Annotated in this window: 17 protein-coding genes; 13 read left to right on the top strand and 4 right to left on the bottom strand. The window is 34.4% G+C overall.

Going from position 1 to position 16537, the window contains the following annotated elements; translation table 11 throughout:
- Window positions 1–63 precede the first annotated feature (63 nt).
- The 3 genes from LPC20_RS00860 to pruA all read left to right on the top strand — a co-directional run bounded on the left by LPC20_RS00860 (window position 64) and on the right by pruA (window position 3587).
- On the top strand, window positions 64–1329 hold the full coding sequence (locus LPC20_RS00860; protein ID WP_229325567.1) for a type IX secretion system plug protein: 1266 nt from the start codon (window positions 64–66) through the stop codon (window positions 1327–1329).
- Between the two features lie 81 nt (window positions 1330–1410).
- Entirely contained in the window at window positions 1411–1797 is a 387-nt protein-coding gene (apaG, locus tag LPC20_RS00865; protein ID WP_229325569.1) for a Co2+/Mg2+ efflux protein ApaG, read from the top strand.
- A 164-nt stretch (window positions 1798–1961) separates the two neighbouring features.
- Window positions 1962–3587, top strand: coding sequence for an L-glutamate gamma-semialdehyde dehydrogenase (gene pruA / locus LPC20_RS00870; protein WP_229325571.1), 1626 nt, complete (start codon window positions 1962–1964; stop codon window positions 3585–3587).
- Window positions 3588–3747: 160 nt separating this feature from the next.
- Here the strand turns inward: pruA and rsmG are convergent, their stop codons facing one another.
- Window positions 3748–4377 carry a 16S rRNA (guanine(527)-N(7))-methyltransferase RsmG gene (gene rsmG / locus LPC20_RS00875; RefSeq protein ID WP_229325573.1) on the bottom strand — a complete coding sequence of 210 codons (630 nt, stop codon included), beginning with the start codon at window positions 4375–4377 and terminating at the stop codon, window positions 3748–3750.
- Between the two features lie 107 nt (window positions 4378–4484).
- On the opposite strand from rsmG, the gene LPC20_RS00880 reads away from it, so the two are divergent.
- The 9 genes from LPC20_RS00880 to LPC20_RS00920 all read left to right on the top strand — a co-directional run bounded on the left by LPC20_RS00880 (window position 4485) and on the right by LPC20_RS00920 (window position 12285).
- Window positions 4485–5582 (top strand): fatty acid desaturase family protein, encoded by a 1098-nt coding sequence (locus tag LPC20_RS00880; RefSeq protein ID WP_229325575.1) that lies wholly within the window; start codon window positions 4485–4487, stop codon window positions 5580–5582.
- A gap of 61 nt (window positions 5583–5643) precedes the next feature.
- Window positions 5644–6831 (top strand): pyridoxal phosphate-dependent aminotransferase, encoded by a 1188-nt coding sequence (locus LPC20_RS00885; protein WP_229325577.1) that lies wholly within the window; start codon window positions 5644–5646, stop codon window positions 6829–6831.
- A gap of 226 nt (window positions 6832–7057) precedes the next feature.
- Window positions 7058–8920 carry a peptidase U32 family protein gene (locus LPC20_RS00890; protein ID WP_229325579.1) on the top strand — a complete coding sequence of 621 codons (1863 nt, stop codon included), beginning with the start codon at window positions 7058–7060 and terminating at the stop codon, window positions 8918–8920.
- Between the two features lie 63 nt (window positions 8921–8983).
- A complete protein-coding gene (locus LPC20_RS00895) occupies window positions 8984–9238 on the top strand; it encodes a type II toxin-antitoxin system Phd/YefM family antitoxin (protein WP_229325581.1) in 255 nt (84 codons plus the stop codon).
- Window positions 9235–9489: a Txe/YoeB family addiction module toxin gene (locus LPC20_RS00900; protein WP_229325583.1), complete on the top strand. Its 255-nt coding sequence runs from the start codon at window positions 9235–9237 to the stop codon at window positions 9487–9489. Before LPC20_RS00895 ends, LPC20_RS00900 begins: the two co-directional genes overlap by 4 nt.
- Before the next feature lie 18 nt (window positions 9490–9507).
- The gene (locus tag LPC20_RS00905; RefSeq protein ID WP_229325586.1) at window positions 9508–9831 is read left to right on the top strand and encodes a DUF6370 family protein; all 324 of its coding nucleotides are present in this window, start codon (window positions 9508–9510) and stop codon (window positions 9829–9831) included.
- A 12-nt stretch (window positions 9832–9843) separates the two neighbouring features.
- Window positions 9844–10560, top strand: coding sequence for a pirin family protein (locus LPC20_RS00910; RefSeq protein WP_229325588.1), 717 nt, complete (start codon window positions 9844–9846; stop codon window positions 10558–10560).
- A 96-nt stretch (window positions 10561–10656) separates the two neighbouring features.
- Window positions 10657–11529, top strand: coding sequence for an ACP S-malonyltransferase (gene fabD / locus LPC20_RS00915; RefSeq protein WP_229325590.1), 873 nt, complete (start codon window positions 10657–10659; stop codon window positions 11527–11529).
- Window positions 11530–11610: 81 nt separating this feature from the next.
- A complete protein-coding gene (locus tag LPC20_RS00920) occupies window positions 11611–12285 on the top strand; it encodes a peptidoglycan DD-metalloendopeptidase family protein (RefSeq protein ID WP_229325592.1) in 675 nt (224 codons plus the stop codon).
- Between the two features lie 317 nt (window positions 12286–12602).
- Here the strand turns inward: LPC20_RS00920 and LPC20_RS00925 are convergent, their stop codons facing one another.
- From LPC20_RS00925 to LPC20_RS00935, 3 genes are all read right to left on the bottom strand, one after another.
- Complete coding sequence (locus LPC20_RS00925; protein WP_229325594.1) at window positions 12603–12797, bottom strand: hypothetical protein; 195 nt, start codon at window positions 12795–12797, stop codon at window positions 12603–12605.
- 86 nt (window positions 12798–12883) lie between these two features.
- Window positions 12884–13897, bottom strand: a complete 1014-nt coding sequence (gene galE / locus LPC20_RS00930; protein WP_229325596.1) for a UDP-glucose 4-epimerase GalE — start codon at window positions 13895–13897, stop codon at window positions 12884–12886.
- 20 nt (window positions 13898–13917) lie between these two features.
- Window positions 13918–15051, bottom strand: coding sequence for a DegT/DnrJ/EryC1/StrS family aminotransferase (locus LPC20_RS00935; protein ID WP_229325598.1), 1134 nt, complete (start codon window positions 15049–15051; stop codon window positions 13918–13920).
- 155 nt (window positions 15052–15206) lie between these two features.
- On the opposite strand from LPC20_RS00935, the gene LPC20_RS00940 reads away from it, so the two are divergent.
- A complete protein-coding gene (locus LPC20_RS00940) occupies window positions 15207–16433 on the top strand; it encodes a 3-deoxy-D-manno-octulosonic acid transferase (RefSeq protein WP_229325600.1) in 1227 nt (408 codons plus the stop codon).
- The last annotated feature ends 104 nt before the right edge of the window (window positions 16434–16537 follow it).

Raw genomic sequence — 16537 nt, forward strand, 5'->3', positions numbered from 1 at the left:
TATCAAAGAAAATCAACTTTAAAATAAAGAGGTTTAGTATATTTACATCACAAATAATCAAAAATGCGAAATCCTTATTTAACCTTAATCATAAGTTTACTTGGCATTCTTTCTACAGAACTACTTTATTCACAAGCTCTAAATGAAGTTGCACCGCCTTACCATATTAAAACCGTATCATTTGTACAAAACAACCAAAATGTGGTGCCCATTTTTCAATTGGGTGAGCAATTTCAATTACAGTTTGATGATTTGTATGGAAACGACGCTTCTTTTTATTATGAAATAATTCATTGTGACTACAATTGGAAACCTACCGATATTCAAAAAAGAGAATACCTTGAAGGAATAGATAACCAACGTATTTTAGAATCGCTAAGCTCATTCAATACCTTACAAAGTTATTCGCATTATAGGTTGAACTTCCCTAATTCTTCTCTGCAATTTAAAATCAGTGGAAATTATATGCTTAAAGTATTGAATGAAGAAAGAGAAGTTGTTTTCTCTCGAAAATTCATCTTGTATGAAAATGCCGTTTCTGTCCCAATTCAAGTGAGAAGACCTCGAAATGTTAAGCAGATGGATTTCAAACATAACCTGGAGTTTACTGTAAAATCAAACCAAATTGTTTTTCAAAATGCTTTGAAAAATGTAAAAACAGTATTGATTCAAAATGGAAAATTCCAAACTGCTATAACCAATATTCTTCCCCAATTCACCATTGGAAATGAATTAGTATATCGTTACGATACGCCTACACAATTTTGGGCCGGTAACGAATTTCATTTTTTTGACAACAAAGAGATTAGATTGCCAAGTAATTCAATTTCAAAAGTGGATAATAAAAAAGAAATATACACCGCTCACTTATTTACAAATGATGCAAGGGCAAATAGTCCTTACTACTTTTGGGAAGATGTAAATGGAAATTTTGTAATTCGTAGATTATTTTCAGAAAATAATGAAATCGAATCTGATTATAGTTGGATACATTTCACGCTCTCAGCTCCAAATTTTAGAAGTTCTGATGGCGCTATCTATATTGCAGGAATGTTCAATAATTATACTTTAAATGCAGAAAATAAAATGGATTACAATGCTGAAAGTGGATTGTATGAAAAATACATTTTAATTAAACAAGGATTTACAAATTATGAATATGTAGCTGTTGATCCAAAAGGAAATATTGATCAAGAAAATGCAATTGATGGTAATTTTTTTCAAACGGAAAACGAATATACTGTCTTGGTCTACTATAAAGAAAATATGGATCGATACGAACGAGTTATAGGAAAAGGCACTGCTAATTCATTGAATGGAATTAATTAAAAACATTTCTTCACTCAAAGTTGAACCAATTTTATTTTTTTGTATTTTTGTTGAAATAGTTTGAATTTTTTAGATTAAAAAATGGTTACCCAAATAACAAGAGGTATTAAAATTTCGGTTTTGACTAGTTTTGAAGGAACTTACTTCAAAAACTATAGAATCCATTTTGCCTTTAGTTACCAAATTAAAATTGAAAATCACAGTAAAGATTCTGTTCAATTAATCACACGTCATTGGGAAATATTTGATTCGTTAAACGAATTAGAAATTGTAGATGGTGAAGGCGTTATTGGAAAAAAACCAGTACTTAAACCGGGTGAATTATACACCTATAGTTCAGGCTGTTTACTTTCATCCCCTCACGGCGCAATGAAAGGACACTTCAATATGATTAACTTTACAACTACTAAAAATTTTAAAGTAATTGTTCCTTCTTTTAGACTGAGCGCACCTTTTGCATTGAATTAAATTTCATTTATAAAATCTTAATTTAATAGGCTCATTTATCTTTTTTATTTAATTATCCTTTGTACTTTTGTATTAGTTTCAATTATTCGCAAGTTTTCGAATAACTGTATATTTTATTGCTAATTCAAATCTGTTAAACCAACAGATTATTTAATACTATTTTTATGTTAAAAGGATTTTTTAAAGTACCCAAAGCGGTCAACGAACCTGTAAAAGGATACGCTCCTAATTCACCTGAAAAAGCAGCTGTACTGGAGGCTTACAAAAAAATGTGGAACACCACTATCGACGTTCCATTATACATTGGAAGCGAAGAAATTAAAACTGGAAATACCAGAACAATGTCGGCACCACACGACCACCAACATATTGTAGGAACCTACCATTTAGCGGAGAAGTCACATGTAGAAAAAGCAATTGCAAATGCATTGGAATCAAGACAAGCTTGGGCTAATATGGCTTGGGAACAACGCGCTGCTATTTTCTTAAAAGCGGCCGAACTAATTGCTGGTCCTTACCGTGCAAGAATTAATGCTGCGACGATGATTGCACAATCAAAAACCATTCATCAAGCTGAAATTGATGCGTCTTGTGAGTTGATTGACTTTTTGCGTTTCAACGTAGAATTCATGTCTCAAATTTACAGTGACCAACCTACTTCAGACTCATCAGTTTGGAATCGTTTAGAATACAGACCTTTGGAAGGATTCATCTACGCTATTACTCCTTTTAACTTTACTGCTATTGCCGCTAATTTACCAGCTAGTGCTGCAATGATGGGAAATGTAGTAGTTTGGAAACCAAGTGATAGCCAAGTTTTCTCTGCCAAAATCATTATCGATATTTTCAAAGAAGCGGGTTTACCTGATGGTGTAATCAATGTAGTTTTTGGAGATGCATTAATGGTAACCGATACAGTTTTAGCAAGCCGTGATTTTGCAGGGGTTCACTTTACAGGATCAACTCATGTATTTAAAGACATTTGGGCTAAAATTGGAACGAACATTCACCATTACAAAACCTATCCAAGAATTGTTGGAGAAACAGGTGGGAAAGATTTTATCATTGCTCATCCTTCTGCAAATGTGAAACAAGTAGCGACAGGAATTGTTCGTGGCGCATTTGAGTTTCAAGGACAAAAATGTTCTGCAGCTTCTAGAGCTTATATTCCAAAAAGCCTTTGGCCAGCTATAAAAGAACAAGTAATTAAGGATGTTAAATCAATGAAAATGGGATCTCCTGAAGACTTCTCAAACTTCATCACAGCAGTAATTCACGAAGGTTCATTTGACAAATTAGCAAGTTATATTGACCAAGCTAAAAAAGATGCCGATGCGGAAATAATTGTAGGTGGAAATTACGATAAATCAAAAGGATATTTTATTGAACCAACGGTAATCGTAACGACCAATCCAAAATACACGACAATGGAAACCGAATTGTTCGGTCCAGTAATTACTATTTATGTGTATGAAGATGCGCAATGGGCTGAAACGCTAAAATTAGTTGACACAACTTCTGAATATGCTTTGACAGGTGCTGTTTTCAGTACGGACCGTTACGCAATTGAAGAAGCAACTGTAGCACTTCAAAATGCAGCAGGAAACTTCTACATCAATGACAAACCAACAGGAGCGGTTGTAGGACAACAACCTTTTGGCGGTGCCAGAGCTTCAGGGACAAATGACAAAGCAGGATCTGCCTTGAATTTATTACGTTGGGCTTCGCCAAGAACTATTAAAGAAACTTTAGTAGCTCCTGAAGATTACAGATATCCGTTTTTAGGATAAGACAATTTACGAAGTACGATCCCGAAGCGTCGGGACGATGTACGATTTAAAAAAACCACAAATTGAAATTTCAATTTGTGGTTTTTTTATTTTTGATTGTCATTGCGAGGAACGAAGCAATCTTATTTGTTTTTATGAATTATAGAATGGCTTCGGGATCTTAAATCGTAAATTTTAGTGGTAAATGCACGACTTTCTTAGTGTCAAAAAATTCATCTTCAAAGAAATCAGCTAAGTCATACAAAGTTGCTTTTGGAAAGTCTTTTAACTCTTCGGTTAGGTCGCCACCTTTCAAGTAGAGAATACCGTTTTTTAATTCGTGTTTGTGTTGCTTTTTGATTTTGGTTTTTACCCAAGAAACAAAATCAGGCATATTGGTTACCGCACGACTAACTATAAAATCAAAATCACCTTTCACATTTTCTGCACGAATTTGTTCTGCTTTTACATTTTTTAATCCCAACGCATCCGCAACAGCTTTAACCACTTTTATTTTTTTGGCAATGACATCGATCAAATAAAAACGCGTTTCCGGAAAAAGTATCGCCAATGGAATTCCAGGAAAACCACCGCCAGTTCCTACATCCAAAACATAAGTTCCTGGTTCAAAAGACTGAATTTTAGCAATTCCCAAGGAGTGTAAAACGTGCTTAGTGTACAAAGCATCAATATCTTTTCGAGAAATAACGTTTATTTTTTCGTTCCAATCGTGGTATAAAGAATCTAACTGCTGAAATTGCTCTTTTTGAACATCCGTTAAATTAGGAAAATGCTTCAGAATTTCTTCCATTTCTATAATTTTTTAACAAAAGTAGTATTTTTAGATTGGAAATTGTAGTCCATATGTGCAGATTGAAAATTTATAATAATTATCTTTGTTGATTATTACTCAAGATTATGAAAAATACCGCTCCAACATTTGCAAAACAAGATGATTTAAAATTTTTTAGAATTTTAAATTCTCGTGTCAACAATTATTTCAAAGAAAACAATCTTAATAAAACTGGAAATTGGAAATTACATCTCAAAACAATCGTGATGTTCTCTATTTTCTTAACTCCTTATTTCTTTTTATTAGCTATGGATATGCCTTTTTGGACTTACCTCCTACTCAACCTAATCATAGGTATAGGAATGGCTGGAGTAGGAATGAACGTAATGCATGATGGCAATCACGGCGCTTATTCTAACAAATCTTGGGTGAATAAATTCATGGGAGGAAGTATCTATATTTTAGCCGGAAATGTGTACAATTGGCAAGTACAACACAATGTATTGCATCATACCTACACTAATATTTTGGGTCATGACGAAGATTTAGAAGCAGGACGTATTTTACGTTTTTCTAAAACAGCGAAATGGTACAATTACCATAAATTCCAACATTATTACTCCGTTTTTCTATATGGTTTATTGACTTTCAATTGGGCTATAACTACCGATTTTCTTCAAATGAAACGCTACCTAAAACGCAATTTGTCGTATGGCGAATTCAAAAAACCAGTCATTCGTTGGACCACTTTAATTATTACTAAAGTGATTTATTTCTCCATTTGGTTGGTAATTCCTATGGTTTTAGGTATTACTTGGTGGAAAGTAATTCTGGGGTTTTTAGTAATGCACTATACCGCTGGATTGATTTTGAGTATTGTTTTCCAATTGGCACATGTGGTAGACGAAACTGCCAATCCAATACCAAATGAGGAAGGCGAAATTGAAAATACTTGGGCTATTCACCAACTATATACTACAGCTAATTTTGCTCCAAAAAACTGGTTAGTGAATTATTATACAGGTGGTTTAAATCACCAAATTGAACACCATATTTTTCCAAATATTTCTCATGTTCATTATAGTAAAATTGCCGAGTTTGTGAAACAAACTGCTAAAGAATGCAACCTTCCATACCATGAGTTTAAAACTACTCGAGAAGCCATTCTATCTCATTTTACTCATTTAAAAAATTTGGGAATGAAACCGGAATTATCGGCATAAATAATAAATACAAACTATACCCAATTAATAACTACAAACTAGATTTTACAACAACTAAGAAATGAGCAATCCACTTTCAGACAGAATTAACAACTTAGCTACATCACAAACATTAGCAATGGCTGCTTTAGCCAGAGAATTAAAATCTCAAGGAAAAGACATTATCAGTTTAAGCTTGGGCGAACCTGATTTCAACACACCTGACTTTATTAAAGAAGCAGCAAAAAAAGCAATTGACGAAAATTACAGCACCTACTCTCCAGTAGATGGATATGTAGAATTAAAAGAAGCGATTTGTAGAAAATTCAAACGCGACAATGATTTGGACTACAAACCGTCTCAAATTGTAGTTTCTACAGGAGCTAAACAATCCTTATACAACATCGCACAAGTGATGTTAAACGATGGTGACGAAGTAATTTTACCAGCACCGTATTGGGTTTCTTATTTTGAAATCGTAAAACTTTCAGGAGGTGTTCCGGTTGAAGTTCCAACCTCTGTGGAGACTGATTTCAAGATTACGCCAGCACAATTAGAGGCAGTAATCACTCCTAAAACTAAAATGATTTGGTTCAGTTCTCCTTGTAACCCAAGTGGTTCTGTATACAACCGCGAAGAATTAACTGCAATAGCTAAAGTATTAGAAAAATACCCTAACGTCTATGTAGTTGCTGACGAAATTTACGAGCATATTAACTTTTCTGGAACTTTTTGCAGTATTGCTTCTATCCCAGGTATGTTAGAAAAAACGATTACTGTTAACGGAGTTGCCAAAGCTTTCGCTATGACTGGATATAGAATTGGATACATTGGCGCACCAGAATTCATTGCCAAAGCTTGTACTAAAATTCAAGGACAAGTTACAAGTGGCGCAAACTCTGTAGCTCAACGCGCAACGATTACTGCAGTAGATGCCGATCCATCGGTTTTGAAACACATGGTCGATGCTTTCCATAGCCGTAGAGATTTAGTGGTGGGATTAATCAAAGAGATTCCAGGTATGAAAATCAACGTGCCAGAAGGCGCTTTTTATGTATTCCCAGACGTCTCTTCTTTCTTCGGAAAAACTTTAAGAGGAACCGAAATTAAAGACGCTAATGATTTCTCTATGTACCTTTTAGCCGAAGCCAATGTAGCTACCGTAACGGGAGACGCTTTTGGAAATCCAAACTGTATTCGTTTCTCTTATGCTACAAGCAACGACATTTTAAAAGAAGCCTTACGCCGAATCAAAGAAGCGGTTTCATGAAACACTTTTTATAAAAACTCTGAAAGCCTCAAAGAAACTTGGGGCTTTTCTTATTTTAAAAATAACTATATTTATTTCATAGACACGAAACAACTTCTTAAATCAACTTATATGACTTATATGTTTAAGAAAAAGACGAGTATAAACTTTGAAAAATTTACCAAAAATCTCAATTATTTATAAGAACTTTACAAACTAATTTCCCTAAAAAGAAATCCCTCTTATAATGAAAAAGAAAATCGAAATACTAGCGCCTGCCAAAGACTTATTGCACGGTATGGCTGCTATCAATAGTGGTGCAGATGCAGTTTATATTGGAGCTCCGCAATTTGGCGCTCGTTCTAACGCACACAATTCTATGGAAGATGTGGCGGCTTTGGTAAATTACGCTCATCTCTATCACGCCCAAGTTTTTGTGGTAATGAATACTATTTTATACGACAACGAACTTGAAACCTGTCGCCAAATGATTTGGGAATTGTACCATATTGGTGTCGATGCCTTGATCATTCAGGATATGGCGATCATGGAAATGGAATTGCCGCCTATTGTTTTACACGCCAGTACGCAAGCCAATAATCGTGATCCGAAAAATATTAAATTCCTTGCCGATGCAGGCATCAAGCGTGTGGTTTTAGCACGCGAATTAAACTTACACCAAATCAAAGAAATTAGCGAAGCGACGGATGTCGAATTGGAATTCTTTGTTACCGGTGCTTTATGTGTTTCCTTCAGCGGGAATTGTTATATGAGTGTAGCCAATGGTGAACGTTCTGCCAATCGTGGTTCGTGCGCCCAAAACTGTCGATTGCCGTACAACTTAATTGACGGTCACGGCGAAACTTTAATCAAAAACAGTCACTTACTTTCCATCAAAGATTTTGATGTAACCGACCAAATTCCGAACTTGATTGAAGCCGGAATCGTTTCTTTCAAAATTGAAGGTCGATTAAAAGATATCGTTTATGTCAAAAATAATGTGTCGTTTCTTCGCAAGAAAATCGATGCTTTTTTAGAACAAAACCCCAATTATACCAAAGCTTCTTCAGGAAAATGTACGTTCACTTTCGATTCGGAATTGAACCGAACTTTTAACAGAGGTTATACTGATTATTTCGTAAACGAAAGACATCAAAGCATAGGTTCTTGGGAAAGTCCAAAATCAAAAGGGCAGTACATTGGAAAATTGATCAAAACCGTTGGCAATTCGTACGAAATTGAAAACGGAGAATTACTCAACAACGGTGATGGTTTGTGTTTTATTAACGAAAACAACGAAGCTGACGGAATTTATGTAAACAAAGCCGAAAACGGTTTCATTTACCCAAATGTGCTCAAAGAAATCAAAGACGGAACGTTCATTTACCGCAACAACGACGCGGCTTTCATCAAAATTGTGGAGCGTGAAGACAGTGCGGTTCGAAAAATTAGTACCTCTTTAGTATTAACCGAAAATGAAAACGGTTTTGAATTGACCGCCATGGACGAAGATGGTTATGTAAGCAACGTCCTTTTGGAACACGCCAAAGAACCAACTAAAAATAATTTGTCCATAGAAGACAATATCAAAACCCAATTAGCTAAAACGGGTTTTACGCCCTACACCGCTGACGAAATTACGATTCAGTTTTCAGACAATTGGTTTTTACCGATTTCAAAAATAAACGAAATGCGAAGAACGGTTTACGAACAATTGACTGAAATTCGTTTAGCGAATTACAAACGAGAGGAACACCAAATCGTAAAAACCGATCATCCGTTTCCAGTAGATCAATTGGATTTTACCTACAATGTTGCCAATAAAATGGCGCGCAAATTCTACGAACGTCACGGCGTTACCGAAATCGAAAAAGCTTTTGAATTGCAATGGGATCCGGGCAAATCACGCGTGATGACGACCAAATATTGTATCAAATATGAACTAGAACGTTGTCCAAAATACCATCCAGAGCATCGCGACAAAAAAGTCAAAGAACCGTTGGTTTTAAAACAAGGCGAATTGGAATACAAACTCAAATTCAACTGTAAACCTTGTGAAATGGAGATTTGGGAGAAAGATGCCGAATTTGAAATTGAAGAAGAGGAATAATTTATTATTTTAAGTACTTATTTACGTTATTTTATATACTTTTGTATTCTAATTTTTTGAAAAATGAAAGTCATCAATTACACTGATTTACGATTGAATCTAAAAAAATGGATGGATTCCGTTACAGATGATATGGAAGAAATAATTGTAAAGCGAAAAGACAACAAAGACCTTGTTTTGATTTCGTTGGAAGAATACAATGCTTTAAATGAAACCAACTATTTATTATCTGGAAAAAACAGAGACATCTTACTTCAATCTGTAAAAGACATTCAAGAAAACAAATCATTAGTTCAAAAAGAGTTAATTGAAGAATGATAGTTTCTTGGCAACTTCAGGCATGGGAAGATTATTTGTATTGGCAAAAAACCGATAAATCCAAACTCAAACGAATCAACGAATTAATCAAATCGTGTATTCGAACTCCTTTTGAAGGCATTGGAAATCCGGAAGGATTGAAACATGATTTGCAAGGATTTTGGTCAAGAAGAATCGACTCAGAACACCGATTGGTTTACACCTTTAGAGAATCCAACATAATCATTGTTTCTTGTAGGTATCATTACTAAAACCAAATACTATATTCCATGAAAAAATTACTTACTTTTTTATTTGTCTTAAGCAGCACTCTGATATTGGCACAAGACAAAAAAGAAAATTCAAAAATTCAAATTGTAGAAGCCTCTTGTGGCCAATGCCAATTGGGAATGGAAGGAAAAAGTTGCGACTTAGCCGTTCGAATTGATGGAAAATCCTATTTTGTAGAAGGCACCAATATAGACTCACATGGAGACGCTCATGCCGATGATGGTTTTTGTGCTAGCATTCGTAAAGCAGAGGTAATTGGTGAAATAAAAGACAACAAATTTGTTGTAACTTACTTTAAATTACTACCGCTAAAACAACATTAAATCCAAATTAACATGGGGAATTTCATTTTACACAAAGCGAGTTCAAGAGGGCATGCTGATCACGGTTGGCTGAATGCTTACCACAGTTTTAGTTTTGCAAGTTGGTACAATCCAGAACGCATTCAATTTGGAATGCTTCGCGTTTTGAATGACGATACAGTTGCGGCTGGAATGGGCTTTGGCACCCACCCACATGATAATATGGAAATTATCACTATTCCATTAGAAGGCGATTTGGCACACAAAGACAGTATGGGAAATTCGTCTACTATCAAGACTGGCGATGTGCAAGTGATGAGTGCTGGAACTGGAATACAACATAGCGAATTTAATCCGAATGCAGACTTACAGACAAAATTATTTCAGATTTGGTTATTTCCAAAACACAGAAATGTAGAGCCGCGTTACCAACAAATTACTTTAGATATTGCAAAACAAAAAAATAATTTTGCTCAAATTCTATCTCCTAATGAAGAAGATGAAGGCGTTTGGATTCACCAAGATGCTTGGTTTTATTTGAGTGATTTCGATAAAGATTTTTCTAAAAAATTAGGTTTAAAAAAAGAGGGGAACGGTTTCTATATTATGAATATTGAAGGTGAAATCGAAGTGAATGGTGAAAAACTAGAAAAAAGAGATGCTATTGGAATTTGGGAAACCAATGAATTAGAAATTAAAGCCAATTCGGATTCTCGTTTTTTAATCATGGAAATTCCAATGGAACAGTAAATAGTATTCAGTATTCGGATTTTAGTGTTCGGCTAAAAAAATTGTTATTTTTGTGATTCAAACAAAATACGCAACACTAAACTTGAAACAAACGTTATGAAAGCATATGTATTTCCTGGACAAGGAGCACAATTTACCGGAATGGGTAAAGAACTATATGAGAATTCGCCTTTGGCAAAAGAACTTTTCGAAAAAGCCAATGACATTTTAGGATTTCGCATTACAGACATCATGTTTGAAGGAACTGCCGAAGAATTAAAAGAAACAAAAGTAACGCAACCTGCTGTTTTTTTACATTCGGTTATTTTAGCTAAAACCTTAGCTGATTTCAAACCAGAAATGGTAGCTGGTCACTCTTTAGGAGAATTTTCAGCTTTAGTTGCCAATGGTGCTTTGTCTTTTGAAGACGGATTGAAATTAGTTTCACAAAGAGCTTTAGCGATGCAAAAAGCTTGCGAAATTACTCCTTCAACCATGGCAGCAGTATTGAATTTAGAAGATAAAATCGTAGAAGATATTTGTGATTCCATAGACGGTGTTGTAGTAGCAGCTAATTACAATTGTCCAGGACAATTAGTCATTTCTGGCGAATACAAAGCGGTGGAATTGGCTTGCGAAAAAATGAAAGAAGCGGGAGCAAAACGCGCTTTAATCTTGCCTGTTGGTGGTGCTTTCCACTCGCCAATGATGGAACCAGCTAGAGAAGAATTAGCAGCTGCAATAGAAGGTACTACTTTCTCTACTCCAATATGTCCCGTATATCAAAATGTAACGGCAAGTGCTGTTTCTGACCCAGCTGAAATTAAGAAAAACCTAATCATTCAGTTGACAGCTCCTGTAAAATGGACACAATCTGTTCAAAAAATGATTCAAGATGGCGCTACTAGTTTTACCGAAGTAGGTCCTGGAAAAGTATTAGCTGGTTTAATTGGTAAAATTGACAAAGAAGCAGTTACTGCTAATGCTTAATTTGCCATTATAAATTAAATTTAAATCCTCATAGAATCCATTTTATGAGGGTTTTTTATTTTTGAAAATAGTATAAAAAATATGACAGCATTAATCGAACTACTTACGCTTTGTGAAGCCTCAAAAGTGATAGCACCCCATATTTCTTACTCAGAATATGTGCCGCTCGACTTATCCATTTCAAACGGAAAAATTCTTTCATCAAAGTTAGAAACTGCAAAAGATTATGGTGTTTTCATTCAAGAGTATTTGGATGACAACAAAGGAAAAATAGCTTTTGGAGGCTATCAAGAAATTCGAAATCTATATAAAAGAAGTACGGTATTTAATGCTGAAAATACAGAAGAACGCAACATTCATATTGGTTTGGACTTGTGGATCAATGAATCGGCTAGCGTACATGCTGCACTAGAGGGTAGAATTCATAGTTTTCAAAACAATACCGCTTTAGGTGATTATGGCCCAACAATAATTATTGAACATATAATTGAAAACCAAACATTCCACACCCTTTACGGACATTTAAGCGAAGAAAGTTTGATTGGTAAACAAATTGGCGATCCTGTATCTAAGGGTGAGCAAATCGGAAATTTAGGTTTACCACCAATCAACGGAGATTATGCTCCGCATTTACATTTTCAGATTATTATTGATATGGAAAATAAGTTTGGGGATTACCCAGGGGTTTGTAGTTCAAAAACTCTTGACCATTATAGTACAAATTGTCCTGATCCGAATGTGCTTTTAAAAATTTAAACCTATCATATTACATATGTCGAATTTCTTCAGAGTAATTATTTAAAATTCCTGTAACTAAATAAGTAGTGTCTTTTTTCTCAAAGAAAATATACCAAGTAGTTCTCTTACTTGGCTTAAAAAAATATAATTACTCCCTAGATAAAGTAATGTTTCGGTGGTGGATTTATTGTTTAAATGAATGTTGGAATTAATTGCCTCATATATCGAAATAACATATTCTTCTGCTGAAGATAAAAATCCGAAATATTCTTTATTATATAGTTGATACACTAAAGTATCTAAATAATCAACTACGGCAGGACTTATGAATACTTTTATTTCTCCCACCATCCCCTAATTCTCTTGACAGACTGTTGTTTTGCAGATTCAATCGATAATCCAGATTGAATTTCTTTTTCAAAATCAAAAGGTTTTGTACTAATTCCTTTTTGAGTTAAAGGTGAGATAGGATAAGAAACACTTGGTTCCTCTACTTTATTAATTTTAGACTTAGACTGTTTGGGATTCATGGGTTTATTTTTTTAGCTAATGTACAAAAAATCCCAAACTGCTCATTTGGGATCACTTATATTAATTTGAATTAAAAATTAAAGATCTAACTTCTAATTTTTTGTTCCCATTTCCAAGCACTAGCCATTGCTTCTTCCAAAGAAGATTGTGCTTTCCATCCCAAAATGGTATTGGCTTTGTGCGTATTGGCGTAGGCCTCAGTAATGTCCCCTTCTCTACGTGCTACAATTTTATAAGGTAATTTTTGACCGCTTACTTTTTCAAAAGCATGAATCACTTCCAAAACCGAACTTCCTGTACCCGTTCCTAAGTTAAAAGTTTCTACTTTATCTTGATTTTTCTTACTCAATAAACGTTGCATCCCAATAACGTGGGCTTTCGCCAAATCCACTACGTGAATATAATCGCGAATCGCAGTTCCATCTGGAGTTGGATAATCATCCCCATAAACGGATAATTCTTGACGTAATCCGATTCCGGTTTGCGTAATAAATGGTACTAAATTTTGCGGAACTCCCAAAGGTAACTCTCCAATTTCAGCTGAAGGGTGAGCACCAATTGGATTAAAATAACGCAACAAAATAGCATTAATACTAGACGCTTTTGCGGCATCAATGATAATTTCCTCTCCAATTTGTTTCGTGTTGCCATAAGGAGACATCGCAGTTTGAACCGATGAATCTTCAGTAATTGGCATTTTTTCAGCTTGACCATAAACAGTACAAGAAGAGCTAAATATTAAATTAGCAGTAGGCTTTTTCTCCAATTCTTGTAGAATATACACTAACACATTGATGTTGTTTTCATAATACAACAGTGGATTTCCTACACTTTCCCCAACCGCTTTTGAAGCTGCAAAATGAATTACTCCGTCAATATCTTTATGTCTTCTGAAGAAGTCTTGTACTTTGTCTTTCTCTCGCAAATCCAATTTTTCGAAAGCAGGTACTTTCCCAGTTATATTTTGGATTCCGTCCAAAACAGACAATGAAGTATTGGATAAATTATCGATTATAATAACTTCAAAACCTTCGTTTTGAAGTTCTACAACGGTATGCGAACCAATAAATCCTAATCCTCCAGTTACTAGTACTTTCATCTGCTATTGTTGTATTGCGCCTATTTATTTAAAAACTCTAAAATACTATCCGTGATGAATTTAATCTGTTCATCGTCTAATTCTGTATGCATAGGTAACGAAATCACTTCTTTTACTAATTGATTCGTAACTGGAAAATCTTCCTCTTTATAGCGTGCATCTGCATAGGCTTTTTGACTATGCAACGGAATTGGGTAGTAAATTGCACACGGGATTCCTTTGTCTAACAAATGTTGCATCAAACCGTTTCTATCGGCATCAATAATACGTAATGTATATTGATGAAAAACATGGCAATCACAGATATCACAAATACTTGGCGCGATAATGTTTTTATGCCCTTCTAATGCTGCAGTATATTTTCTTGCGGCGTTTTGTCTGGCTTTGTTATATTGATCTAAATACGGTAACTTGGCATTAAGCACAGCAGCTTGGATACTATCCAATCTAGAATTTACACCCACTACATCGTGATGGTATCTTTCATACATTCCGTGATTAACAATTCCGCGAAGTGTATGCGCTAAAGCATCATCATTGGTAAAAATTGCTCCTCCATCACCATAACAACCTAAATTTTTAGAAGGAAAGAAAGAGGTTGCACCCACATGTCCAATTGTTCCTGCTTTCTTTTTTGAGCCATCAGAAAATTTACAATTCGCTCCAATAGCTTGCGCATTGTCTTCGATTACATACAAATTATGTTCTTTGGCTAATGCCATAATTGCCTCTATATTAGCGGCACGTCCAAATAAATGAACTGGAACAATGGCTTTTGTTTTTGGTGTGATTGCTTTCTTAATTTTGTCAATATTGATATTCATATTGTACATATCAACATCTACTAATACAGGGGTCAACTGCAATAATGCAATAACTTCAACAGTTGCTGCAAAAGTAAAGTCGGCCGTTATTACTTCATCACCTGGTTGTAATCCCAATCCCATCATAGCAATCTGCAAAGCATCGGTTCCATTAGCACATGGAATTACGTGTTTTACACCTAAATAAGTTTCTAATGATTTTTGAAAAGAATGCACCTGAGGTCCATTGATATAGGCATTGGTATCTAAAACTTCTTGAATCGAAGTATTTACTGTTTCTTTTATTGCATCGTATTGACCTTTCAAGTCAACCATTTGTATTTTTTTCATTTACTTTTTGTTTAATGATTGGAAAGTTTGAATACTTTAAAATTCCAATTAAAATGAGTCCATTTGTAAAACGAAAAACAAAAATAGGTATTTAATGAGTTCTAACCAATCAAAATAAAATAAAGAAACTGTATTTTAGCACCAAAATATCGAGTATGCTTTTTATTTATAATATAATTGTTTCAATAGCAGGGTTGTTATTGCAAATCATCGCTTTTTTTGTACCAAAAATCAAACTTTTTGTTGAAGGAAGAAAAGACGTATTTCCAACTTTAATTTCCAAAATCAAACCAAATGATAAAACCATTTGGTTTCACGCTGCATCCATGGGCGAATATGAGCAAGGATTGCCTGTTATCGAAAGAATAAAAGAAAGATATCCCACCCACAAAATCATTGTTAGCTTTTTCTCCCCTTCAGGTTATGAAGTCCGCAAAAACAATCCCATGGCAGACGCTACCGTTTATTTGCCTTTAGATACACAAAAAAATGCTGCTAAATTCATTGATTTAGTGCATCCAGAGATGGTATTCTTTATCAAATATGAGTTTTGGCCGAATTATTTGAACGAATTGAAAAAGCGAAATACGCCAACCTACTTGATTTCTGGAATTTTCAGAGAAAAACAAGCTTTTTTCAAATGGTACGGTGGATTTTACAGAAAAGCATTAGATACCTTCACTTACTTTTTTGTGCAAAACGAAAATTCTTTACAATTACTCCATCAACTAGGAAAAGAAAAAGCAATAATTTCTGGCGATACTCGTTTTGATAGAGTAGCTAGTCTTTTAGAAAGAGACAATACATTAGATTTTATTGCTGAATTTAAAAACAATAAAACAACTATCGTTGCTGGAAGTACTTGGACAAAAGATGAGGAATTGTTACTGAATTATATGAACTCCAACACTACAGATACTAAATTCATCATTGCTCCACATAATATAAAACCGGATCAAATACAACAACTAAAAAACAGTTGTACCAAAAAAGTAATTTTATTTTCAGAAAAAGAAAACAAAAATTTAGCCGATTATGATGTTTTTATTATAGACACAGTAGGAATATTAACTAAAATATATAGTTACGCTGATATCGCATATGTTGGCGGTGGTTTTGGTAATCCAGGAATTCATAACATCCTAGAACCTGCTACTTTTGGAATTCCAATTGTAATTGGACCCAATTATTCTCATTTTGCTGAAGCTATAGAATTAGTTCGCTTAGGAGGATGCATTTCTGTAGATAATAATGATAGTTTAGAAGTAATATTAAATGAATTAATTGGCGATATTGAAATTCGAAAATCAAGAGGTGCAATTAGCGCTTCATTTGTTCAAAAAAACAAAGGCGCAGTTGCTAAAATAATGAGTGCTGTTTAGTTGTACTTTTTAAATTAAATTGAGGTTATTTTGCTGGTTTTTGCCCGTTTTTGATAAAAAGAAGGAAAATTGCCAAATATTATTTAAAAAAAAAATGAAAAAAT

Source organism: Flavobacterium ammonificans, assembly GCF_020886115.1.
GTDB lineage: Bacteria > Bacteroidota > Bacteroidia > Flavobacteriales > Flavobacteriaceae > Flavobacterium > Flavobacterium ammonificans.